The following is a 21147-nucleotide window of genomic DNA, read 5'->3' as shown; positions in this document are numbered from 1 at the left end:
CCAGACTGAAATCATTGTAAGAAATGGTTAGGGGGAAAATGTTACAATCGCCCTAATTCGTCCTTTTTATAGACCTAAACGATGTTGCCATGAGTAAAGATACAAATCGCCTATTTCCTAGACTTGTGATGACGCTTGATATGCGCCGCAATATAAAAGCGGATTTTCTCATGGATGTTCTGGATAATGGCGATTTTGCCAGTCTCATTGTTTATGATTCGCAAAATGACCCTACATTTTTGCAACAACAGGCAGAATTGCTTGTTGATAGGATTGAAGCAAAATCTGTCGCTTTTCTTGTCGCGAATGATAGCCGGATTGCTGGACGTATTCATGCTGATGGTATCCATCTTGAAGGCAAGGTTGAAGAACTCCGCTCCCTCCTTGATCGCCGTCATGATTCGATGATTGTCGGCTTTGGGAATTTGCGCGACAAGCACACAGCAATGACAAGTGGTGAATGCGAGCCTGATTATCTGATGTTCGGCAAACTCGGTGCCGATAAAAAACCGGCGCCCCATCCGCGTAACATCACACTTTCATCCTGGTGGGCGGAAGTTATGGAAATTCCGGCTATTGTCCAGGCCGGTTCCGACATTGCCACTTTTCCTGAAGTTCTTGCAACGAAAGCAGAATTTATTGCGGTGGAAGAGATGATTTTCGGCCATGACAACCCACAACATATCTTACGCGAGATTACCCGTCTGATCGAAGAAAGTGGCGGCTTCGACGGGGAGCTTGTTGAATGAAGTTATTTGCAAGTAAACTCCTCGGGCTTGTTTTGTTGGCGTCTTTGGCCGGTTTCCAATTGGCAGAAGCTCAGGAAGCACGGTCCGATAAGGGGGCAAAACCCGTTTTACCCAAACAGACAGGCGAGGATTATCTTAAAGCCGGCCAGTATGACAGTGCTTATGATAATTATATGGCGGGAAATTATAAAACAGCATTTCTGGAAGCCTTGAAAAGGGGTGAAGAAGGCGACGCTACCGCTCAAACTCTTCTGGGGCGGATGTATATGGAAGGTTATGCCGTTGCAATTGACGGGGCACGGGCGGCATTATGGTTTGGAAGAGCTGCCAAACAGGGCGACCCGCAGGCAGAATTGCGTTACGGGCTTTTGCTTTTTAACGGAACTTATGTTCCGAAAGACCCGTCAACAGGCGAAGAATATATCAAACGCGCGGTTGATGCCGGTGTACCGGAATCCTATTTTTATTACGGCCAATTATTGTTGAACAAATCCCAAGACGATGATGCTCTGGAAACAAGCCTCGGTTATTTCCTGAAAGGGGCTTCACGCGGTGATCCGGATTCTGCTTTCGCAGCGAGCCAGATTCTCGCACGAGGTACACCGAAACGCCCGCGTGATGATAATAGTGCGCGCAAATTGCTGGAAACAGCTTCGGCAAAGGATCATGTTCCCGCACAAATTACATTGGCCAAATGGATGGTTGAAGGACGCGGTGGTCCGCAAGATTATGAGGGTGCATTCAACTTGTTGCTTATGGACGCAAGCAGGATGATTGCGCCGGCCCAGATCAATCTTGCAAGGCTCTATCGCGACGGGATCGGAACCGAAGGAGATATTGTAAAAGCCGCAGCTTGGTATATGGTAGCCAAACGGGCTAAAATGGAAGCCCCCGATCTCGAAACTATGTTGGAAGGCATGTCAGATGAGCAATTGGCAACAGCCCGCCAAAAAGCTGAACAGCTTATGCCGACACTTTAAATTTCAGGCATGTCCTTAAATTTGAAGCTGCCCCTTGCTTAAAGACTTTTTTTATGGTCTTGAACACGTTAATTGAGGGCATTTTCAAATGTCCTTATTCCACAATGATCTAATGTTGGATGAAAAATATGAAGATTAATGGCAATGAAATTCGCCCGGGCAATGTGATTGAACATAATGGCAGCCTCTGGGTTGCAGTCAAATGCAATGCAGTCAAACCGGGAAAAGGTGGTGCATTCAATCAGGTCGAATTGAAGAACCTGCTTGATGGGACAAAATTGAATGAGCGTTTCCGCGCGGCTGAAACTGTTGAAAAAGTAAGACTCGAACAGAAGGACTATACTTTCCTTTACGAGCAGGGTGACGCACTTGTTTTCATGGATTCGGAAACTTTCGAGCAACTTGAATTGCAGAAAGATTTTGTTGGCGAGCGTGCAGCATTCCTTCAGGATGGTATGAAGGTCACGGTTGAACTTTATGAAGAAAAGCCGATCGGCATTGATTTGCCCGATCAGGTTACATTGACGATTACCGATGCCGATCCGGTCGTTAAGGGGCAGACAGCTGCTTCTTCCTATAAGCCGGCCGTTCTGGAAAATGGCATCCGTATTCTTGTTCCTCCGTTTATTTCGGCAGGCGAGAAGGTGGTTGTCGATACAAACGAGCTTAGTTATCTGCGTCGTGCAGATTAAGGATTGGTCTGATGGCGCGTTCAGCGATAATGAATGTCATGGTACAAGCGGCAATGAAAGCGGGGCGGTCGCTTGCCCGTGACTATGGTGAGGTACAAAATCTTCAGGTGTCTTTGAAAGGCCCGGCCGATTATGTGAGCCAGGCCGATCGGCGCGCCGAAGATATTGTCAGGACAGAGCTTTTGAAAGCGCGTCCGGATTATTGTTTTCTTATGGAAGAATCGGGCGAGATTAACGGTAGCGACTCCCAACATCGTTTTATTGTCGATCCGCTTGACGGAACAACCAATTTTCTTCACGGTATTCCTTTCTTTGGCGTTTCGATCGCATTAGAGCGTCAGGGGCAGATTGTTGCCGGTGTGATTTATAATCCGGCATTGGACGAACTTTTCACTGCCGAACGCGGTGGTGGCGTGTTTTTAAATGACAGACGCATGCGTGTTGCCAATCGTCGCAAGCTTGAGGATTGTGTTATCGGAACAGGTATTCCCCATCTTGGTCGTGGCCACCACGGTGAATACCTTGTTGAATTACGCAATGTGATGGCCGAAGTGGCAGGTATCCGGCGCATGGGTGCAGCTGCAGTCGATCTTGCCTATGTCGCAGCCGGTCGTCTTGACGGTTTTTGGGAAGATAACCTCCAGCCATGGGATATGGCGGCTGGCCTTTTGATGGTTCGGGAAGCCGGTGGCTTTGTCAGTGACAAGGATGGCGGGCAGAATATCTTCGGGAAAAAGAATATCGTTGCCGGAAACGAGCTTATTCATAAAGCACTGATGAAGACGATCAAAAAACCGATTTGAACCGGTAGGGATTGTTAAAAAATTCTATCAACTTCTATTCCCGCTTTTTTGAAAGCGGGAATTTTTTTAAGCTAAATCCTGCGCACACTTAATTTCTTGCAAGTTACGCCCACCTCATAAATCACCGCCGGCAGCGGCCTGTTCTTTTTTCAAACAGTATCGGGCAACAAGCGAACGTATCGGATCAGGAATAATAAAGCTCGGATGATTGTTCTCGCGGATGAAGCGGATTTCTTCATTATCATCACCAGAAACAAAGTCCGCCGTGCAAACACCGAGATATGTACCTTTTGCCACGCCAACGCCGTTACAACCATTCAAAACCATGATGTTTTCGGCAGGTTTATGGAAAACATAATTCTGGTTAAGCGTAACGGCAATCATTCCGCCCCATGTGTATTCAAACGGAATATGGGTTAGCGCGGGAAAACGGCTCTCGAACGAATGCCTGTGGTCGGTCAAGGCGGAGTTGAGATCATCTTTTGAAGTCGTCAATGTCGGGGCAAAACGCAATATATTACGAATAAAAATGCGGTGGTCGGGAGTATAGCGCACTGTTGTACCTGCCGGATGAGCCGAGGTAATGCCCCACGGTTTTACATTGGAAAAATGCTGTTCCAAATCGTTGGCAGAAAGCGGTTTTGTCAGGCTGGCATAAGTATAAACGGGCGCAAGACGGTGCTTTTCATAGCCGAATTCACTGTTGAAAATATTGCCTGCCTCAAAGATAAATTTTGCCGTAATAGGCCCGCGGGTGGTTCTAATCACATGCTTGGAACCATAAGTGATTTCTGTAACGGGCGTTTGTTCATAAAGGCTGACAGAAGGTGGCAAGGCTTTGGCAATACCGCGGACAAGTGCGGCAGGATTAACAAGAACATTGCCCGGTGTATAGATTGCCCGTTGATAATAGGTAGTTCCCAATCGTTTCGACAAATCGTCTCCGGCAATATCTTGATAGTCGAACCCGTCATTTTTGAGTTGGTTTTCAAAATGGTCAAGATTGCCGAGGTTGCTTGTTTCATGGGCGGCCATATATTTACCGCTCTCTTGCCAATCACAGGAAATGGCATAATGGTCTTTAAAATCACGCAAACGCTTTATGGCAAATTTATTCAATGCATAAAGCCGCCGGTCATGATCGGGGGTTGTTTTGCCGCCATCCACATTGTGTGGAACATCAATGATAAAGCCGGCATTTCGTCCCGAAGTTCCTTCGCCGATTCTGAGTGCATCAATGACGGCAATCTTTGCGTCCGGTTGCCGTTCGGAGAGCCGATGAGCCAATGAAAGGCCGATAAAGCCTGCTCCGATAATCACAAAATCAAAGTCTTTATTTTCTTCAAAATTTTTGCCAATCGTTATTTCATGATCGGGCGATGTGGCAAACCAACCTGAAACGCCGTCGATTTTCGGCTCCACGCGAATCTGAACCATAGTCTGGGCTGTTTTTAAATTCCTGTATTTTCTTTTCCGGTAATTGTCGTCAATGCGAGAATTGGAGTTTCGCCAAGCGCGCATAAAGGCCGTTTTGAGCAACCAGTTCGTCATGCGTGCCTTCTTCGACAATAGCACCTTTATCAAGAACAACAATTCTGTCAGCTTTTAAAACTGTTGCCAAACGGTGGGCAATAACCAGCGTTGTGCGATTTTTCATTAAGCCTTCAAGTGCTCTTTGTACAAGCATTTCGTTTTCCGCGTCGAGTGCGGATGTTGCTTCGTCAAGCAAAAGAAGTGGTGCATTGCGCAAAATTGCACGTGCAATGGCTATGCGTTGTTTTTGTCCGCCTGAAAGGGTAATGCCTCGCTCGCCAACTTGCGTGTCAAAACCATCTTTCAAATTGTGGATGAAGTCGAGTGCATGGGCAGCCTCTGCCGCTTCTTCGATAGCTTTATTATCGGCCAAAGGATTACCAAAAGCGATATTTTCCCGCAACGTTCCATCAAAAATGGCGACATCCTGCGGTACATAGGCAATGCGTGAGCGTAAATCCTCAAGCTTGACTTTGGAAATTTCTGTACCATCAAAAGTAACATTGCCGCTATCAGGGTCATAAAAGCGCAAGATCAATGAAAAAATTGTACTTTTGCCGCCGCCGGACGGGCCAACAAAAGCTACCGTCTCTCCGGCTTTGATGGAAAATGTCAAATTGTGTAAGACAGGTTGGGATTTTCTGGTCGGATAGGCAAAATCGACATGATTGAAGTCGATCGCACCCCGTGCCGGTTCCGGCAGTTTCAACGGGGCGGCGGGAACAGTAATTGTAGTTTTTTCAACAAGCAATTCGGCAAGTCTTTCTGCCGCACCTGTCGCCTGTGCGAGCTCCGCACCAACTTCCGATAACTGACCGAATGCACTTGCACCGAAAACCGCATAAAGAACGAATTGCCCTAATGTTCCGGCAGTCATGGTTTTGTCCAGAACATCATTCGAGCCAATCCACAACACGGCTACAACACTACCAAAGACAAGAAAAATAGCAAAAGCCGTTAAAAATGCACGCGATAAAATCGACCCGCGTGCCGATTGGAAAGCTCGTTCAATCAATTGGGAAAACCGTTTATTGACATTTTGTTCAGCCGTAAAAGCCTGAATGGTGCGGATAGCGCTTACCTGTTCGGAAGCAAGTGCTGTCGCGTCGGCAAGACGGTCTTGTGCGAGGCGGGTTCTTTTGCGCACTTTGCGACCGAAAACAATGAGCGGAATAACAACAATGGGAATTGCCACAAGCACCATTGCTGACAGTTTCGGACTGGTTACAATCATCATGATAATGGCGCCAACAGCCATGATAATATTGCGTAAGAAAACCGAAGCTGTAGCACCGACAGCCGATTTTACTTGCGTTGTATCAGCCGACAAGCGCGAGATAATTTCACCTGAACGGGATTTATCAAAAAATTCCGGTGACAGACTGATAATATGGGAAAAAACATCACGCCGGAGATCCGCCACCACATGTTCTCCCAAAGTAATCACCGAATAATAACGTCCGGCTGAAGCAAGAGCCAGAATTGCAGCAAGCAAAAACAGCACCGCAAAATAGGAATTGATCATGGTTCCGTTGCTTAAACTAAAGCCATGATCGAGCATACGGCGGATTGCAATGGGAAGCGCCAGCATGACAAGGGCAGCAACAATCAAAGAAACAGCAGCCGAAAAGGCAAGTTTTTTATAGCGGAATACATAAGGTTGCAGTGCTGATAATGGACGCAAACTATGTTTTTTCGGGGCAGATAGTCTTTTTTCGCCATTTTCCATGCTGTTCTTCTTATCCATATTCTATTGTGCCCTTGTGCTATCGTTCGTGCTGTTGTATAGGCAACACCAGATTTTTATCGAAGTCCGGCCACGCCCGGGCTTTGTTTACCAAATTGAAGAACGGATGGCATCATGAAAATACACCATGTAACCGTTCGTTACCGTTAGAAGCAGGAAGTTCGCGTCATGAAAGCTGATATTCATCCCGATTACCACACCATCAAGGTTGTGATGACAGATGGCACCGAGTATTTCACCCGCTCCACATGGGGCAAAGAGGGTGATACTATGAATCTTGATATTGATCCGAGAACACATCCGGCATGGACTGGTGGTTCACAGACTCTCGTTGATCGCGGTGGTCGTGTTTCCAAGTTCAAAAACCGTTTTGGCAATCTCGGCCTTTAATAAGTTTCTATTTCCCTTTAAAACCCGCCAATCCGGCGGGTTTTTTATTTTTTTAAACATCACAGTTATTCTGATAGTTACGGTATTGTCTAACTGCACATCTGAAACGGATGTTGAAAGACTTGGTTGTCACCGCAGACAAGAAGCTAAAGGTCGAGAAAAATTATAACTATCTTGAGGTAAAAACCTGGCCTCGAAAAGAAGCTACTTTTTAAAAAGCAACCGACTTTTGAGCAGAAGATAAATCCGGCGATTGGAAGATAAATTCACCGCCTCAATAAAATCCTGTGAACGGGAGATAAATCCGGCGCCTCAATAAAAAACCGGCTTGCGGGAGTTTAAAAACCACCCGAAAGCCGGTACAATTCAGTTTGAAAAACTTGAAGAATAAATTTATTCGGCGGCAAGCTTTGCCATGACTTCGTCACTGACTTCGAAATTGGCATAGACGTTTTGAACGTCATCATCTTCTTCCAAAGTGGAAATCAGACGAAGAACCGATTCGGCTTTTTCTTCATCAATCGGCGTTGTTGTTGTCGGCTTCCAGACAACTTTGACCGATTCGGCTTCGCCAAGTGCGGCTTCAAGTGCTTTGGAAACTTCGCCGACATTTTCAAAAGCACAGGTAATGACGTGGCCATCTTCATCAGACTGGACATCATCGGCACCGGCTTCAATAGCGGCTTCCATAACTTTATCCGCGTCACCGGCTTCCGGTTTATAAACAATTTCGCCAACGCGATTGAACATGAAGCCGACCGAACCTGTTTCACCCAACGCACCACCTGCTTTGGTGAAAGCGGCACGAACATTGGAGGCTGTACGGTTGCGATTATCTGTCAAAGCTTCGACAATAACAGCAACGCCGGCCGGGCCGTAACCCTCGTAGCGGACTTCTTCATAATTTTCACCATCATTACCGGCAGCCTTTTTAATCGCCCGTTCGATATTATCTTTCGGCATGGACTGGGCTCTCGCATTTTGCACAGCCAAGCGTAAACGGGCGTTCATCGCAGGATCCGGCACACCAAGCTTGGCCGCAACTGTAATTTCGCGGGCGAGTTTGGAAAACATCTTCGAGCGCATCGCATCCTGACGACCTTTGCGATGCATAATATTCTTAAACTGTGAATGGCCTGACATAGATCACCTTTCGGTTTTCACCGACAGCGAGCCTTGGAATGATCGAAGTATCCTGTCGGACAATGTTCTAATAAAAATCTGAATGAGCGCCTTATACGGAAAACGAGTGAAAAGGTAAAGAGTTGCGCATCTTTCACCAAAAATCCGGCAAGCATTCTTCCAATCGCGGTCCAAGACGCAAGGCGGATACTTTTTCTGCAAGCCCTGTACGGTCGGAAATTTCAACCGCAAGCCCACAAATGGTTGCAGGCCCGCTTGCCGGTTCATAGCGGCCACGCGATATTTTGGTAACAAAACGGTTGAGCGGCTCTTCTTTATCCATACCAAGTGACGAATCATAATCACCACACATACCGGCATCCGACATAAACGCCGTACCGCCGTTAAAAATCTGATAATCGGCTGTCGGAACATGGGTATGAGTGCCCACCACCACACTGGCGCGGCCATCAAGAAAATGGCCAAAACATTGTTTTTCGCTTGTGGCTTCGGCATGGAAATCAAAAATCACGGCATCGGCCTGCTCGCCGAGCGGACATTCGCCGACAATGCGTTCGGCTGCCTCGAACGGGTCATCAAGATCAGGATGCATGAATACCCGCCCCATAACATTGGCAACAAGCACACGCGCACCGTTTTTGGCAATATAGACACCTGAACCTTTGCCTGCAGTCCCTTTCGGGAAATTTGCGGGTCTTAAAAACCGGTCGGCATGATCGGCATAATTTAAAGTTTCTTTCTGGTCGAAAGCATGGTTACCGGTGGTAACAACATTTGCACCAGCTTCCAGTGTTTCATTATAGATTTTTTCGGTAATGCCAAAACCGGAAGCAGCGTTTTCTCCGTTGACGACAACAAAGTCGAGTTTAAGACTGGATATCAGGCCTGGGAGCTTCTGGAACACTGCCGTGCGGCCGGATTTACCAACCATGTCACCTAAAAATAAAAATCTCATAATTTAACTCTAAACATCTCTTAAAACGATCTTAAACCACTTTCGGTGAGTATCATTGCCAATTTTTGATCGTGTGGCTCGGCCGGAATTGACGAAACTTCCTGACAATCAAAAGCAAGTCCTATCAATAAAGGGTTATGCCCGTTTTCTCTCATGCTTGCAATTGCCCGATCATAGTAACCGGCACCATAACCAATCCTGTTTCCTTCGCTATCAAAAGCGGAAAGCGGAACGAGAAGTGTTTCAGGCTCGACGATTTTTGCTTTCTCAGACGGTCCCACCGTACCAAAGCCCATATCAACGAGTTTTCCGCCATCATCGAAAATTCTGAAAACCATTGTTGTTTTATCAATAATCGCAGGTAAAGCCAGTGTAATGCCATGTTCTTTTAGCGCCAACATGATCGGACGCGGGTCGATTTCGCTTTTGATCGGCCAAAATCCGGCAACTGTTTTCCCTTTCAAACAGTCAAGTAGCTTTTGGAGTCCATCGACGAGTTTTTGTGAAATGATAGTGCGTTGTTCTTGCCGCATCCGGTCGCGTCTTGCCAAAGCTTCCTGTCGAAGTGTTTTTTTGCTGATTGTCATATTTCCAGAAACTATTTGCATTTATGACGATTTTTTCAAATCCTGCCGGATGATTTGCAGGTCAAAATTCGGTTTAACGTTAACGATAATGGACGATCATCCGGTTTTGTCAAAGCGGTTTTACAAAATCTTGCCAAGAGAACAGTGGAAATCGCCAAAGCTCATCGAATGATTGGTCATACAACATTGTTAATTGGCAGATGTTCTGGACATTACGATGGTGCCATAAAGCGGACAACCGTCTGGCAGCAAGCCGCATAATATTCCATCATTTGGTAAAATAGTAATTTTTAAACGACACTCGAATTATTTGTTTCGACAAACATAAAAGGGAAGTTTGTTTATTGCTTTGAATGTTTTTTCATAAATTTCGGAATTGTCGGAATTCTTTCAAGAAATATCGACAAGGAAATAATCGGAAAATTGGCAATTCGATGGATAATTACGGCAATGGATAATGATGACAGGACGGAACAGCCAGTTACATAAAGTGCCTATGGAAAACATCAAGGTTCAAGTGAGCGGATAGAAGAAAACTTACGGAACCTGAAACGGGAAAGAACCTATGAGGGCAAACGAATGATTGCTTGTAAGGAGAGCAATTTGAAAGAAGAAAGTGGCGATCCGCAGCAACCGGTGGAATGTATTTGATCCCGGGAAACCTACAACGTAGGTGGGTGCCATATGAAAAGGCCCACGAGCCTAATCAGGGACAGCTCCCTTAGAGATCAATAAGGCCCCAGGGATGCAGTTATTCCTGTCGAGAAGAGCAGAACGCCTCGGCCAATATAGGTCAAGTCAATGCTTGTTACCAGTCTGCTATGAGGTTTTTAAAGAGTAATTTTCATTCGCTTCTTCACCTTGCCTGATTTGACGGAAAAATCAGATGGCTTGTCCTGTCTGGTCTTCAAGAATATCGGCGACATGTTTTTGTGCGCGTTGCATTTGCGGATAAATTTTCAAGGCATCTTCATAAGCGTGAAGCGCAAGTTTATTGCGTCCGGTCATTTCCAGAATCGATCCGATAAGAAACAGAGCGTTGTAATTTCGGGGTTCCAGTGCAAGTGACCGTTGTAAATCACTCATTGCGAGTTTCAGGTCATTCAATTGTACATGAACTGCCGCACGACGCGCCCATCCTTCGGCATAATCGGGCTTCAAGGCAACCACATTATCAAGAAAATCAAGCGCCATGGCGTAATCTTGTTCGTTAATTGCATCTTCCGCCCATTGCATCAGAAGATCAATCGTATCACTTCCCGATTGCGCCCATAGGCCCTGAATCTGGCGGCTTAACTTTGCCGCTTCCTTGTAATTGGGGGTTCGTTTCAAAACAGCAAGCAAATGGTCAAGCTCGGCCTGTTTTTTTTGTGCCGCGTTCTGATCTTTCCCAAGATCAGGCAATGCTTCTTCCTGAGACGGCTTTTCGGGAATCATATCCTCCGGTGACAAAGGTGGAGAATCAGGGTCTTCTTGTGGCGGCAGTTCCGGCAGACCTTGGGAAAAAGCGAAAGAAGGCGACAAAGAAATCGCGATTGATAGCGACATAATGAAAAAACGAATTTTCAATCTGTTCAACATCATTTCCTCTGTCGCAGCCGTTTCTTTCCAGGTTGCATGAAACCCGTGGCATATGATTTTGCCATAGAAAGTTTGCAGCAATATCAAGGTCTGCAACTATATCTGGCTGCGATCTTATATGGAGGAAAGAATCGAAGCAATGCTTGAAAAATCGAGCGTAATAAAAAAGGCTCCCGAAAGGAGCCCTTTTTAAACAATATATCAAATAATCAACCCTGACGGGCTTTAAAGCGCGGGTTGGTCTTATTAATGATGTAAATACGACCTTTGCGGCGAACCATGCGGTTGTCGCGGTGACGACCCTTAAGCGCTCTGAGCGAATTTTTAATTTTCATTTCAATCACCGTTTGTATAACCCGTCGCCGGGTAAAAGGATTGGACCCTTGACAGGGCTTGAATTTCGTCGGTCAAATAGCCTGACGATAGAGGGTTTGTCAACTGCAAATCACGCAAAAATAGTGTTTCTAGCGTCAAACTCTATCAAGAATTAAGCTTTTGGCGCGTTTATGCGTGCCTTTTATCCATTATCAGGCACGACCGGTCAGTCGGACGATATGGCCCATTTTCCTTCCGCTTCTTACCTCCGCTTTACCATAAAGGTCGATGAAGGTTTGCGGTTCGGCTAATAAATCGGGCAAGCGTTTCACATCTTCGCCAATCAGATTTTCCATAACACAATTGCTATGCCGCGTTGTTTTCCCCAAGGGAAGACCGGTGACCGCCCGTATATGCTGCTCGAATTGCGAGACAAGGCAGGCAGCCTCTGTCCAATGGCCGGAATTGTGAACACGCGGTGCCAATTCATTGGCTATGACCGAGCCATCTTTGAGAACAAAAAATTCCACCCCGATCACACCGATATAATCAAGTTCGTGAAGAATCGTTTTTGCTGCCTTTTGCGCCGCGTCAGCGGTTTTTTTGTCAATAGAAGCGGGAACGGTGGATGTCCTTAAAATTCCATCACGGTGAACATTTTCAGGGCAATCATAAAAGGCAACGTGTCCGTTGAAATCACGTGCTGCAATAACCGATATTTCTTTTTTGAATGGAACGAATCCTTCAAGAATGGCAGGCGCATTGCCGATATCGGCAAGGGCTTTATCAATTTCTTCCTCGGTTGGATTATCAAGCCGTACCTGTCCCTTGCCATCATAACCGAATCGGCGTGATTTCAGAATGCCTTTGCCGCCGACATTGCCAAGACCGGCAATCAGCATTTGCCGATTATCAACGAGAAACCAAGGGGCGGTTTTAATGCCGCTTTCATTCAAAAATTTCTTTTCGGTAAAACGATCCTGAGAAACTTCGAGCGCCGCCGGTTGAGGTAAAATAACTGTTTTTTTTGCCAGCCGGTCGAGGGCGCGAGCCGGAACATTTTCAAATTCGTAAGTAATGACATCGCATAGCTTGGCGAGTTCATCCAAAGCTTTTTCGTCGTCATAAGGTGCAACGATTTGACGATTGGCCGTCTGGGCTGCAGGACAATCCGGCGTGGGTTCAAGAATAATCGTATGAAATCCAAGCCGTGCAGCAGCACTCGCCATCATCCGCCCGAGCTGACCACCACCGATGATGCCGATTGTATCCCCTGGTTCAAGACTTTTCATTTTTTTACCTCATCGACTGGAAATTCCGGAACATTTGCTGTCTGATTGGCACGCCATTCGTCAAGCCGTTCGGCGAGTGCTTTGTCACTCAAGGCCAACACCGAGGCGGCAAGGAGTGCCGCATTAATGGCACCGGCTTTGCCAATGGCGAGTGTTCCGACAGGTATTCCTGCTGGCATTTGCACAATTGAAAGGAGCGAATCCTGCCCTGATAATGCACGCGATTGAACAGGAACGCCAAATACCGGCAGACTTGTCATTGCTGCAGTCATTCCCGGCAAGTGGGCAGCTCCACCGGCTCCGGCAATAATAATCTTGAAACCGGCTTTTTTGGCGCTTTTGGCAAAATTGAACAAACGATCGGGAGTGCGGTGCGCCGAAACAATTCTTGCTTCATAGCCAATATCGAGACTTTTTAGTGTATCAGCTGCATGATGCATTGTCTCCCAATCGGATTGGCTACCCATAATAATGGCTACATCATGTTGTTTCGCGCTCATGGCTTTTCCTGTTACTTTATTTTATGCGATGATATCGGGAATAATACGATCTTCAAGTTTTTGCAGCTGATCTTTAATTGCCAGTTTTTTCTTTTTCATCCGCTGGATTTGCAATTGGTCACAGCCTGCTTTTACCATTGCATCAATAGCTGCATCATAATCAGCATGTTCCTGCTTCAGTTTGGCAACGGCCAACTTGACATCAACCTGTTCCTGTTCTGACATTCTATGGCCGTCCTATTTTGGCATGGAGCTTGTTCATCGGGCAGTCTTTAAAGCTTTCCATCAATTTTTTTGCCTATACCACGAAAGGAAAGTTGCGGAAATGTTTAATTGTCAAAATCTGTGGCAATTGATTTTGAAGTCGACAATTAATCTTAAAGATGTCAAGTTGTTTTTTGCCGATTGAAAAAGGTTTCGCAAGAAATATGAAGTTAATATCAAAGAATAAGGAGCATGGTTATGGCAACTGAAGCACATCTGGAATCTTTGGAACGCAAACACCAGCAGCTTGAAAGCGAAATTGACAAAGCCATGGCTTCGCCTTCTGCCGATGATCTTGCTATCAACGAACTCAAGCGCAAGAAGCTTGCACTTAAAGACGAAATTGAAAAGCTGAAAAATTTGTAAGCTCCATTATTGGCTTTTCTCTAACGGGGCACGAACAAGATATGCCTGAAACAAACGGCATAGGCCGAAGCATGGACTTGAAACATGTTCGATTTTTTTAAAGTTGAACGATATTTTCCAATTGCCAAGCCGAGGGTCTTGAAAAATTTCACAAATCACCCGATTCGAGGGATGATCAGGGTGGCGTCAATAAAGGTAAAAAGCATGTTTCAACGTGCTATTTTACATTACAAAATGTGCACAGTTGAAAGTCCAACGCCGTATCGCATCAAAGATAGGGAAGCTTTTTAAAAAAATTGGATATTCCGGTATAAATCTCACTCATCGGAAATAGATGTGATGAAGGGCATTGCCGAAAGCTAAAGCAAACGCCCGAAAATTGGCAAAAAGCGCAATCAATTCAAAGAAAGGGAACACGATGACTTTCTCTAAAAAGACAATGAGGGCTATTGAAATTGCCGGTAAGGGCGGGCCTGAAGTTCTCAAACTGGTTGAAGTCAATGTCCCCGATATCAAAGATAATGAAATTCTTGTGCGTGTTCATGCCGCCGGTGTGAACCGTCCGGATGTTTTCCAAAGGCAGGGAAGTTATCCGCCGCCGGAAGGAGCCTCGCCACTTCCGGGCTTGGAAATTGCCGGTGAAATTGTCAAACTTGGCTCTCAGGTTAAAAAGTGGAAAATTGGTGACAAAGTAACGGCTTTGCTTGCCGGTGGCGGTTATGCGGAATATGCAGCAGTTGCTTTCGATAATGCTTTGCCTGTTCCGGAAGGCTATGATTTTATCAAAGCAGCGGCATTGCCTGAAACTTTCTTTACAGTTTGGAGCAATGTGTTTGATCGCGCCCATTTAAAATCGGGCGAAGTTTTTCTTGTTCATGGTGGTACTTCCGGCATCGGAACGACAGCTATCCAATTGGCAAAAGCTTTCGGTGCCAAGGTGATTACAACAGCGGGGACCGATGATAAATGCGAAGCCTGTTTGAAACTCGGGGCCGATCTTGCAATCAATTATAAAAACGAGGACTTTGTGAGCAAGGCTCAGGAATTTACCAATAAAAAAGGTGTCAACGTAATCCTTGATATGGTCGGAGGAGACTATGCCAATAAGAATTACAAAATCGCTGCACCTGAGGGACGCATTGTCCAGATTGCCAATCTTTCCGGCTCTATGGCAACCGTCAATCTCAACTACATTTATGTAAAGCGGCTTATTCATACCGGCTCGACCCTGCGGGCACGTGACACAGCCTTCAAAGCTGCCATTGCCGTCCAATTGCAAGAAAAAGTCTGGCCGCTTCTTGAAGCACAAAAAGTTCATCCGGTTATTGATAAGGTTTTTTCGCTTGAAGAGGCAGCAAAAGCCCATGAACGCATCGAATCGAGCACCCATATTGGCAAAATAATTCTCGAAATTGATTGATCGGCTGCCGAGTTTTACCTGATGTCTTGTCGTTTTATAAAATTCGGTTTATAAGGCTTGGCGAATTCCCGGAAAATGTGGTCTATTCCACGTCCCGCCTCACCGGAGCGGGCGAACGAGAGGATAATGTTATGGCAACACAACTATTGATGCCCAAAGCCACAGCTGTTTGGCTGGTTGATAATACGGCGCTTTCTTTTGACCAGATTGCCGCTTTTTGCAAGTTGCATCCATTGGAAGTCAAAGCGATTGCCGATGGAGAATCAGCACAAGGCATCAAAGGGCTCGATCCGATTATTACCGGCCAGTTGACGCGTGATGAAATTGAGCGCGGCGAAAAGAATAACGATTACCGTCTGAAAATTTCCGAACCCAAGGTTCGCCTTCCGGAAAACAAGCGTAAAGGACCGCGCTATACCCCGCTTTCAAAGCGTCAGGATCGTCCGAATGCCATTTTGTGGCTGGTGCGCAATCATCCCGAACTGAAAGATGCGCAGATTTCCCGTCTGATTGGCACAACCAAGTCGACAATTGAACAAATCCGTAATCGTACCCATTGGAATTCCGCAAACTTGACTCCGATGGATCCGGTAACATTGGGGCTTTGCTCGCAAATCGAACTCGACATTGAAGTTGATAAGGCTGCCAAAAACCGTCCGGCTGTTACACCTGAAGACGGTACTTTGTTACCTGCATCGGCAACCGAAAATCTCGAAGTCAATGAAAATAAGGATGAAGAGCTGGATGCCGACAAGGTTTTTGCCAAACTTTCATCTCTCAAAAGTAATACTGACGACCAGACAGGTGATAACCGCGACGACAAATAGGCTCTGAAAAATTGTACAGGTTTATTTGCTGTTTAACTTGCTTGAGCAATGAATGAACGCAAAAGTAGGGTCTTGGCATGTGACACAATAAAATGATGTCGGATAAAAGGATGCCACGTTTAAAGATGTCTGAGTTATCAGAAGTTTGATTGTTTTGAATGACCCGCAATTTGAAAAATTGCGGGTTTTGTTTATTCTTGTATTACTGGTTTTATTTTTTTGGAATAAATGCTTGTTTTTTGAAAAATTTATGTCGACGTGAATCGGATAATAAAAATTATCAATCTCGTTCTGGAAAGGTAATTGAAACGGGAAAGCCGAAAAAATCAGTAAAAGTCAACAATTAGCTTGATCGGAATAAAAACAATTAAAATTCTTTGAGCTCATTAACTGTTGAGAAATACGATTGAGCAAGCCGATTGAATTAATAATTTTCACCGGCCAGTTTTATTTTTTTGCGATATTTTTACAATATTTGAATATCAGCATGAGGAATAGCTATCCGATCCTGCCAATATGACAATGCAAAAAAGTAAATCTGTAATATTTATAGCATTATCGAATTCGCATTGGGACAAGAAAAATTACCAAAAATTAACCATCTTTGTCTATCTATAGCGAGGAAGCGGAGGCACCGGAATCTTCCAGTCTTGGCCTTTGTTTCACCAAATTTAAACGTCATAGAAATGTCGTGAAGCATTATTAATAGAATTTTTTTGAATGCTTCGGGCGTTTAGACAGGAATTGAAGAGTTTTGCTAAAGGCCGCCCGGTAAAAGATGCCGGGCGTTTGGATTCAGGGATTAACACATTATGCCGGGAATAGAATTAGCAAGTCCAGCGTCGGTAGGAATCTGGAGCCTGTTCATGCAGGCCAATTGGGTTGTAAAAGCTGTCATGATCGGCTTGCTATTGGCATCTATCTGGAGCTGGGCAATTATTATTGATAAATTGATTGCCTATAGTCGCATTCGCCATGCGATGAACCGTTTCGAACAGATTTTCTGGTCCGGACAATCGCTTGAAGATCTTTACAGAAATCTGAATGACCGACGGGTTTTCGGAATGGGAGCCATTTTTATGGCTGCCATGCGGGAATGGAAGAAGTCGCTTGAAAAGGGTGCACGTTCACCTATGGGCTTGCAAAGCCGCATTGATAAAGCCATGGATGTTGCACTCGCCCGCGAGAGTGACAGAATGGAATCGCGTTTGGGGTTTCTCGCAACAGTCGGTTCGGCAGGGCCATTTATCGGCTTGTTCGGAACGGTTGTCGGTATTATGAGTTCTTTCCAGTCCATTGCTGCATCGAAAAATACCTCTCTTGCCGTTGTTGCACCCGGTATTGCGGAAGCCTTGCTGGCAACGGCCATTGGCCTTCTTGCGGCTATTCCGGCAGTTATTGCATTCAATAAATTGTCGGGAGACGCGGGGAAAATCACCGGACGTCTTGAAGGCTTTGCCGATGAATTTTCAGCCATTCTTTCCCGTCAAATCGATGAGAAATTGACTTCTCGCCAGTCTTACTAAAAGGAATTCTGAGATGGGTATGGCTGTAGGAAGTTCCGGTGGTTCAAGACGGCGTGGTCGCCGTGGCGGCGCACCGCGTCGTGGCTTGATGAGCGAAATCAACGTTACACCATTTGTCGATGTGATGCTGGTTCTGTTGATTATTTTCATGGTTTCGGCACCATTGCTTGTCAATGGTGTGCCGCTTGATTTGCCAAAGACGCAAGCCGGCCCCGTCAATACCGAAACAAAACCTTTGACAGTTTCCATTAACGATCAGGGGCGCCTTGCTGTTAACGAAGAATATTATGATACGCCCGATGAGGTTGTCGCAAAATTGAAAGCTGTGACAGAATCAGGCGGCGACGCTTCCAAGCAACGTATTTTTGTTCGCGGGGCAAAAACAGTAGAATACCAGAAGGTTCTTGACCTTCTTGCAATCATTCAGAAAGCGGGCTTTACCAATGTTGCATTGGCAAGTCTGCCACAACAGTAAAATTGGCGATAGACTGATATTATGAAAGCAGGTCTGGCAACATCGGTAGCGGCACATGCCCTGATTCTTACCTGGGGGCTTATCAGCCTTTCCTCGCCAGCCGATTTTAATGCGGAGGTAACCGAAGCTTTGCCGGTTTCTCTGGTGCCGATTGTCGAAACAACTTCGATACAAAAAGGCGAGTTGACTGCATCCAAAGAGAATAAAGCCGCGCCGAAGCCGACCACAAAACCGGTTGAAAAGCCTGACGCCGAGCATGTCGGTGATGGCAAAGTTGATAATGAAGCACCATTAAAGCCCAAGGAAAAGGATCGCGATGTGGATGCAACACCGCCGCCTTCAGGCACACCCGACGCGGATCCGAATCCTGTTCCACCTACAAAAACACCGGAAACAAAACCGGATAATACGCCAAAACCTGAAGAAAAACCGAAGGTAGAAGAACAAAAGCCGGAAGAAAGTTCAAAACCGGATCAGGCAGAGCCGAAGCCGCAAGAATCAGCTGATGCGAGTGAGCCTGCAAGTGAGCCGAAGAAGGATCCTTTCCCGAATCTGCCTGAAAAGGCACCTTTGCCGACGGCAAAACCGAAACCGGCAGAACCAAAGCCTGCTGTAAAAGCCAAAGGTGAGAGTGTCGATGATATTCTGGCAATGAATGAAAAGGCCTTGATAGATAAAACGCGCACATCGGGCGGTGGTGCTGCCCGTTCGCAAGGGCCTGCGGGGTTTGGCGCCAAGAAAAATATCGGCAATGGTCAGGATGTTGGACAGACACTCGTTAATGCGGCAACAAGTTGTATCACCAAAAACTTGAAATTGGCGGCTCTTGGCGGCGGAGTTGCCGGAGAAAATCCGGTTGCAGAAGCCAAGTTTAATTTGAGCATCGAGGGCAAAGTTGTCGGTGAACCGATTATTACCGGAATGAGTGGTAACCCCAATAAAGTGGACTTGCTGATCAACCAGACACGTGCGGCCATATTTGCCTGTCAGCCGTTCGAGGATTTGCCACGTGACCAATACGACAAATGGGGTCAGGGATTTGATTTGAAAATCGACCCGTTCAATTCGTTCTGATTGTGTCGACGTATTTTGTGACGGGATTAAAGAAGGTAAAAAACTTTAGGGGAGATGACCGACTTTGCTATTCACCAATGGTGTTGATGAAATAATTTCTTCATGATGGCGTAAGACAGTTTCGATGTTCATGTTGTTTTCGGTTGCACATCCGGTTTCCGGCCTAACAAAATTATCTCACGGCAATGATGATAGTGGCAGAGGACAAGGCGTTGCTCGAAAATGGTTTGAAGATATCGGGCAGTTGGTAACAATCTGATGCAAAAAGGCTTGGAACCGGTTTTTCAAAAAAGTCTTGTCATGATTGAAAAGCGGTTCATGCAATTGGAATAAACATCGGAATTTTTACTATTCCGATACGAAAAAGACGTAACGTGGAATGCTTCAAGGCAACGGAAAGAAAATGGTTTCTTCGATGATTAAGAAAAATAAGCGCCTTTATATTTTTGTTTTTGTGTCAATGGTTTTGCCATTTTTAAGCTGGCATACCGCTTTTGCGCAATTGAAGGGAACTGTCTCGTCAGCCGATTTCAATCCAATCCCCATTGCGGTTACCGATTTTATCGCGGGTGACCAGATGGGGGTGCAAATTTCTTCAGTGGTGACCGCCGATCTTGAACGTTCAGGGCTTTTCAAGCCGATTGACAAATCGTCATTTCTGGAACGTATTTCCAATCCGGATGTACAACCGCGGTTTCCCGATTGGCAACAAATCAACGCACAGGGTCTGGTAACCGGCCGTGTGACAAAAGAAGCAGATGGACGACTGCGCGTAGAATTCCGCTTGTGGGATGTCTATGGTGGCAAACAACTTGAAGGCCGCCAGTTCTATGCAACGCCCCAAACCTGGCGCCGCGTTGCCCATATTATCGCCGATGCTATTTATACCAAAATGACCGGTGAAAAGGGGTATTTTGATACGCGCATCGTATTCGTTGATGAAACAGGTGCAGCAAATGCACGTGTCAAACGTCTTGCCATTATGGATCAGGATGGAGCAAACCTCACTTATATCTCGAACGGCCGTGAACTCGTTTTAACGCCGCGTTTTTCACCAAGCCGTCAGGAAATTACCTATATGGCTTATGCCGGTAACAATGTCCCGAAGGTTTATTTGCAACAGATCGAAACTGGCCAGCGTGAACTTGTCGGTACTTTCCCGAATATGACCATTGCACCACGTTTTTCACCTGATGGTCAAAAAGTGATCATGAGCCTCTTGCAGGATAATGGCAGTGCCAATCTTTACACCATGGATTTGCGCTCCCGTTCGACAACTCGCCTCACGACAACACCGGCCATTGATACATCGGCTTCCTATTCGCCCGATGGTACGCAGATTGTTTTTGAATCCGATCGCGGAGGAAAACCGCAAATCTATGTTATGAATACCGATGGCAGTAACCAGCACCGTATTTCATTCGGCGATGGCAGCTATTCGACACCGGTCTGGTCACCTCGTGGCGATTATATTGCCTTCACCAAACAGTCGCAGGGGCAGTTTTCAATCGGTGTCATGAAGCCTGACGGGCAGGGTGAACGCTTGTTGACATCGGGCTTTCATAATGAAGGCCCGACATGGGCGCCGAATGGTCGCGTTATCATGTTCTTCCGGCAAAATCAGGGACAGCAACCAAAGCTTTATACAATAGATATTACCGGACGCAATGAACGTGCTTTACCTACCCCCAATGGAGCCTCCGATCCGGCCTGGTCGCCGCTTCTTGACTAGCAGGAATACTGCTATCTATCTAAAAAGAGCTTCAAGGTTTTATAATTCGGAGTTTTTCGGCTGATTGACCTTGTTAGCCTGAACAAGAAAAGAAATTGGTTTCAACGCCGCTTTGAAAGTTTTAAAGCGGCGTTTTTATTTAACGGCTTTTCCGTTTAACTTGCTATTGGACTTTTTACTCATTTCGCGCTAAGGA

At 45.9% G+C, this 21147-nt stretch carries 22 protein-coding genes, 1 other RNA gene and 1 pseudogene; 13 read left to right on the top strand and 11 right to left on the bottom strand.

The window, feature by feature from the left end; all coding sequences use genetic code 11:
* Nucleotides 1-89 precede the first annotated feature (89 nt).
* From H3V14_RS00365 to H3V14_RS00350, 4 genes are all read left to right on the top strand, one after another.
* Entirely contained in the window at nt 90-749 is a 660-nt protein-coding gene (locus tag H3V14_RS00365) for a thiamine phosphate synthase (RefSeq protein ID WP_198226033.1), read from the top strand.
* Entirely contained in the window at nt 746-1729 is a 984-nt protein-coding gene (locus H3V14_RS00360) for a tetratricopeptide repeat protein (protein WP_198226032.1), read from the top strand. Before H3V14_RS00365 ends, H3V14_RS00360 begins: the two co-directional genes overlap by 4 nt.
* Before the next feature lie 128 nt (nt 1730-1857).
* Entirely contained in the window at nt 1858-2421 is a 564-nt protein-coding gene (gene efp / locus H3V14_RS00355) for an elongation factor P (protein WP_075869891.1), read from the top strand.
* A gap of 11 nt (nt 2422-2432) precedes the next feature.
* Nucleotides 2433-3224, top strand: a complete 792-nt coding sequence (locus tag H3V14_RS00350) for an inositol monophosphatase family protein (RefSeq protein WP_075915444.1) — start codon at nt 2433-2435, stop codon at nt 3222-3224.
* A 114-nt stretch (nt 3225-3338) separates the two neighbouring features.
* Here H3V14_RS00350 and H3V14_RS00345 read toward each other — a convergent pair whose 3' ends face one another.
* Nucleotides 3339-4661 carry an FAD-binding oxidoreductase gene (locus H3V14_RS00345; RefSeq protein ID WP_210326511.1) on the bottom strand — a complete coding sequence of 441 codons (1323 nt, stop codon included), beginning with the start codon at nt 4659-4661 and terminating at the stop codon, nt 3339-3341.
* Nucleotides 4662-4710: 49 nt separating this feature from the next.
* On the bottom strand, nt 4711-6504 hold the full coding sequence (locus H3V14_RS00340; protein WP_246784910.1) for an ABC transporter transmembrane domain-containing protein: 1794 nt from the start codon (nt 6502-6504) through the stop codon (nt 4711-4713).
* Between the two features lie 168 nt (nt 6505-6672).
* On the opposite strand from H3V14_RS00340, the gene rpmE reads away from it, so the two are divergent.
* Nucleotides 6673-6894 (top strand): 50S ribosomal protein L31, encoded by a 222-nt coding sequence (gene rpmE / locus H3V14_RS00335; RefSeq protein WP_075869314.1) that lies wholly within the window; start codon nt 6673-6675, stop codon nt 6892-6894.
* A gap of 393 nt (nt 6895-7287) precedes the next feature.
* Here rpmE and H3V14_RS00330 read toward each other — a convergent pair whose 3' ends face one another.
* From H3V14_RS00330 to H3V14_RS00290, 9 genes are all read right to left on the bottom strand, one after another.
* On the bottom strand, nt 7288-8037 hold the full coding sequence (locus H3V14_RS00330; RefSeq protein ID WP_075869313.1) for a YebC/PmpR family DNA-binding transcriptional regulator: 750 nt from the start codon (nt 8035-8037) through the stop codon (nt 7288-7290).
* Nucleotides 8038-8170: 133 nt separating this feature from the next.
* Entirely contained in the window at nt 8171-8992 is an 822-nt protein-coding gene (locus H3V14_RS00325) for a TIGR00282 family metallophosphoesterase (RefSeq protein WP_075913890.1), read from the bottom strand.
* Between the two features lie 20 nt (nt 8993-9012).
* A complete protein-coding gene (locus H3V14_RS00320) occupies nt 9013-9579 on the bottom strand; it encodes a 5-formyltetrahydrofolate cyclo-ligase (RefSeq protein WP_198226030.1) in 567 nt (188 codons plus the stop codon).
* 617 nt (nt 9580-10196) lie between these two features.
* Nucleotides 10197-10358, bottom strand: a non-coding RNA gene (gene ssrS, locus H3V14_RS00315) — 6S RNA.
* A gap of 103 nt (nt 10359-10461) precedes the next feature.
* Nucleotides 10462-11256 carry a tetratricopeptide repeat protein gene (locus H3V14_RS00310; RefSeq protein WP_246784908.1) on the bottom strand — a complete coding sequence of 265 codons (795 nt, stop codon included), beginning with the start codon at nt 11254-11256 and terminating at the stop codon, nt 10462-10464.
* A 113-nt stretch (nt 11257-11369) separates the two neighbouring features.
* On the bottom strand, nt 11370-11495 hold the full coding sequence (gene ykgO, locus H3V14_RS00305; protein ID WP_075869311.1) for a type B 50S ribosomal protein L36: 126 nt from the start codon (nt 11493-11495) through the stop codon (nt 11370-11372).
* 192 nt (nt 11496-11687) lie between these two features.
* Nucleotides 11688-12767 (bottom strand): 5-(carboxyamino)imidazole ribonucleotide synthase, encoded by a 1080-nt coding sequence (locus H3V14_RS00300; protein WP_198226029.1) that lies wholly within the window; start codon nt 12765-12767, stop codon nt 11688-11690.
* Nucleotides 12764-13267: a 5-(carboxyamino)imidazole ribonucleotide mutase gene (gene purE / locus H3V14_RS00295; protein WP_198226028.1), complete on the bottom strand. Its 504-nt coding sequence runs from the start codon at nt 13265-13267 to the stop codon at nt 12764-12766. Before purE ends, H3V14_RS00300 begins: the two co-directional genes overlap by 4 nt.
* A 21-nt stretch (nt 13268-13288) precedes the next feature.
* A complete protein-coding gene (locus H3V14_RS00290) occupies nt 13289-13492 on the bottom strand; it encodes a YdcH family protein (protein ID WP_075869308.1) in 204 nt (67 codons plus the stop codon).
* Nucleotides 13493-13723: 231 nt separating this feature from the next.
* Here H3V14_RS00290 and H3V14_RS00285 point away from each other — a divergent pair, with 231 nt between their 5' ends.
* The 8 genes and pseudogenes from H3V14_RS00285 to tolB form a co-directional block, all read left to right on the top strand.
* A complete protein-coding gene (locus tag H3V14_RS00285; RefSeq protein WP_371809429.1) occupies nt 13724-13897 on the top strand; it encodes a YdcH family protein in 174 nt (57 codons plus the stop codon).
* Nucleotides 13898-14315: 418 nt separating this feature from the next.
* A complete protein-coding gene (locus H3V14_RS00280) occupies nt 14316-15317 on the top strand; it encodes an NAD(P)H-quinone oxidoreductase (protein ID WP_246784906.1) in 1002 nt (333 codons plus the stop codon).
* A 131-nt stretch (nt 15318-15448) separates the two neighbouring features.
* Nucleotides 15449-16144, top strand: a complete 696-nt coding sequence (locus H3V14_RS00275) for a DUF1013 domain-containing protein (protein ID WP_198226027.1) — start codon at nt 15449-15451, stop codon at nt 16142-16144.
* A gap of 812 nt (nt 16145-16956) precedes the next feature.
* A complete protein-coding gene (gene tolQ / locus H3V14_RS00270; RefSeq protein WP_075913894.1) occupies nt 16957-17670 on the top strand; it encodes a protein TolQ in 714 nt (237 codons plus the stop codon).
* Nucleotides 17671-17683: 13 nt separating this feature from the next.
* Nucleotides 17684-18145 carry a protein TolR gene (gene tolR, locus H3V14_RS00265; RefSeq protein WP_075869306.1) on the top strand — a complete coding sequence of 154 codons (462 nt, stop codon included), beginning with the start codon at nt 17684-17686 and terminating at the stop codon, nt 18143-18145.
* A gap of 21 nt (nt 18146-18166) precedes the next feature.
* Complete coding sequence (locus H3V14_RS00260; RefSeq protein ID WP_198226026.1) at nt 18167-19219, top strand: hypothetical protein; 1053 nt, start codon at nt 18167-18169, stop codon at nt 19217-19219.
* Nucleotides 19220-19343: 124 nt separating this feature from the next.
* A complete protein-coding gene (locus tag H3V14_RS10900) occupies nt 19344-19478 on the top strand; it encodes a hypothetical protein (protein WP_255520363.1) in 135 nt (44 codons plus the stop codon).
* 231 nt (nt 19479-19709) lie between these two features.
* Nucleotides 19710-20951, top strand: a pseudogene (gene tolB, locus H3V14_RS00255) (Tol-Pal system beta propeller repeat protein TolB); the annotation flags it as partial.
* Nucleotides 20952-21147: the final 196 nt, after the last annotated feature.

Origin of the sequence: Bartonella sp. W8151 (genome assembly GCF_016100385.1) — a bacterium.
GTDB classification, from domain to species: domain Bacteria; phylum Pseudomonadota; class Alphaproteobacteria; order Rhizobiales; family Rhizobiaceae; genus Bartonella; species Bartonella apis.
This window is presented reverse-complemented; position numbering and strand designations above follow the sequence as displayed.

Excerpts from the sequence above, each read along its gene's own strand:
- H3V14_RS00365 (WP_198226033.1), top strand. The coding sequence starts at position 90 with ATGAGTAAAGATACAAATCGCCTATTTCCTAGACTTGTGATGACGCTT.
- H3V14_RS00360 (WP_198226032.1), top strand. The coding sequence starts at position 746 with ATGAAGTTATTTGCAAGTAAACTCCTCGGGCTTGTTTTGTTGGCGTCT.
- efp (WP_075869891.1), top strand. The coding sequence starts at position 1,858 with ATGAAGATTAATGGCAATGAAATTCGCCCGGGCAATGTGATTGAACAT.
- H3V14_RS00350 (WP_075915444.1), top strand. The coding sequence starts at position 2,433 with ATGGCGCGTTCAGCGATAATGAATGTCATGGTACAAGCGGCAATGAAA.
- H3V14_RS00345 (WP_210326511.1), bottom strand. The coding sequence starts at position 4,661 with ATGGTTCAGATTCGCGTGGAGCCGAAAATCGACGGCGTTTCAGGTTGG.
- H3V14_RS00340 (WP_246784910.1), bottom strand. The coding sequence starts at position 6,504 with ATGGATAAGAAGAACAGCATGGAAAATGGCGAAAAAAGACTATCTGCC.
- rpmE (WP_075869314.1), top strand. The coding sequence starts at position 6,673 with ATGAAAGCTGATATTCATCCCGATTACCACACCATCAAGGTTGTGATG.
- H3V14_RS00330 (WP_075869313.1), bottom strand. The coding sequence starts at position 8,037 with ATGTCAGGCCATTCACAGTTTAAGAATATTATGCATCGCAAAGGTCGT.
- H3V14_RS00325 (WP_075913890.1), bottom strand. The coding sequence starts at position 8,992 with ATGAGATTTTTATTTTTAGGTGACATGGTTGGTAAATCCGGCCGCACG.
- H3V14_RS00320 (WP_198226030.1), bottom strand. The coding sequence starts at position 9,579 with ATGACAATCAGCAAAAAAACACTTCGACAGGAAGCTTTGGCAAGACGC.
- ykgO (WP_075869311.1), bottom strand. The coding sequence starts at position 11,495 with ATGAAAATTAAAAATTCGCTCAGAGCGCTTAAGGGTCGTCACCGCGAC.
- H3V14_RS00300 (WP_198226029.1), bottom strand. The coding sequence starts at position 12,767 with ATGAAAAGTCTTGAACCAGGGGATACAATCGGCATCATCGGTGGTGGT.
- purE (WP_198226028.1), bottom strand. The coding sequence starts at position 13,267 with ATGAGCGCGAAACAACATGATGTAGCCATTATTATGGGTAGCCAATCC.
- H3V14_RS00290 (WP_075869308.1), bottom strand. The coding sequence starts at position 13,492 with ATGTCAGAACAGGAACAGGTTGATGTCAAGTTGGCCGTTGCCAAACTG.
- H3V14_RS00285 (WP_371809429.1), top strand. The coding sequence starts at position 13,724 with ATGGTTATGGCAACTGAAGCACATCTGGAATCTTTGGAACGCAAACAC.
- H3V14_RS00280 (WP_246784906.1), top strand. The coding sequence starts at position 14,316 with ATGACTTTCTCTAAAAAGACAATGAGGGCTATTGAAATTGCCGGTAAG.
- H3V14_RS00275 (WP_198226027.1), top strand. The coding sequence starts at position 15,449 with ATGGCAACACAACTATTGATGCCCAAAGCCACAGCTGTTTGGCTGGTT.
- tolQ (WP_075913894.1), top strand. The coding sequence starts at position 16,957 with ATGCCGGGAATAGAATTAGCAAGTCCAGCGTCGGTAGGAATCTGGAGC.
- tolR (WP_075869306.1), top strand. The coding sequence starts at position 17,684 with ATGGGTATGGCTGTAGGAAGTTCCGGTGGTTCAAGACGGCGTGGTCGC.
- H3V14_RS00260 (WP_198226026.1), top strand. The coding sequence starts at position 18,167 with ATGAAAGCAGGTCTGGCAACATCGGTAGCGGCACATGCCCTGATTCTT.
- H3V14_RS10900 (WP_255520363.1), top strand. The coding sequence starts at position 19,344 with ATGTTCATGTTGTTTTCGGTTGCACATCCGGTTTCCGGCCTAACAAAA.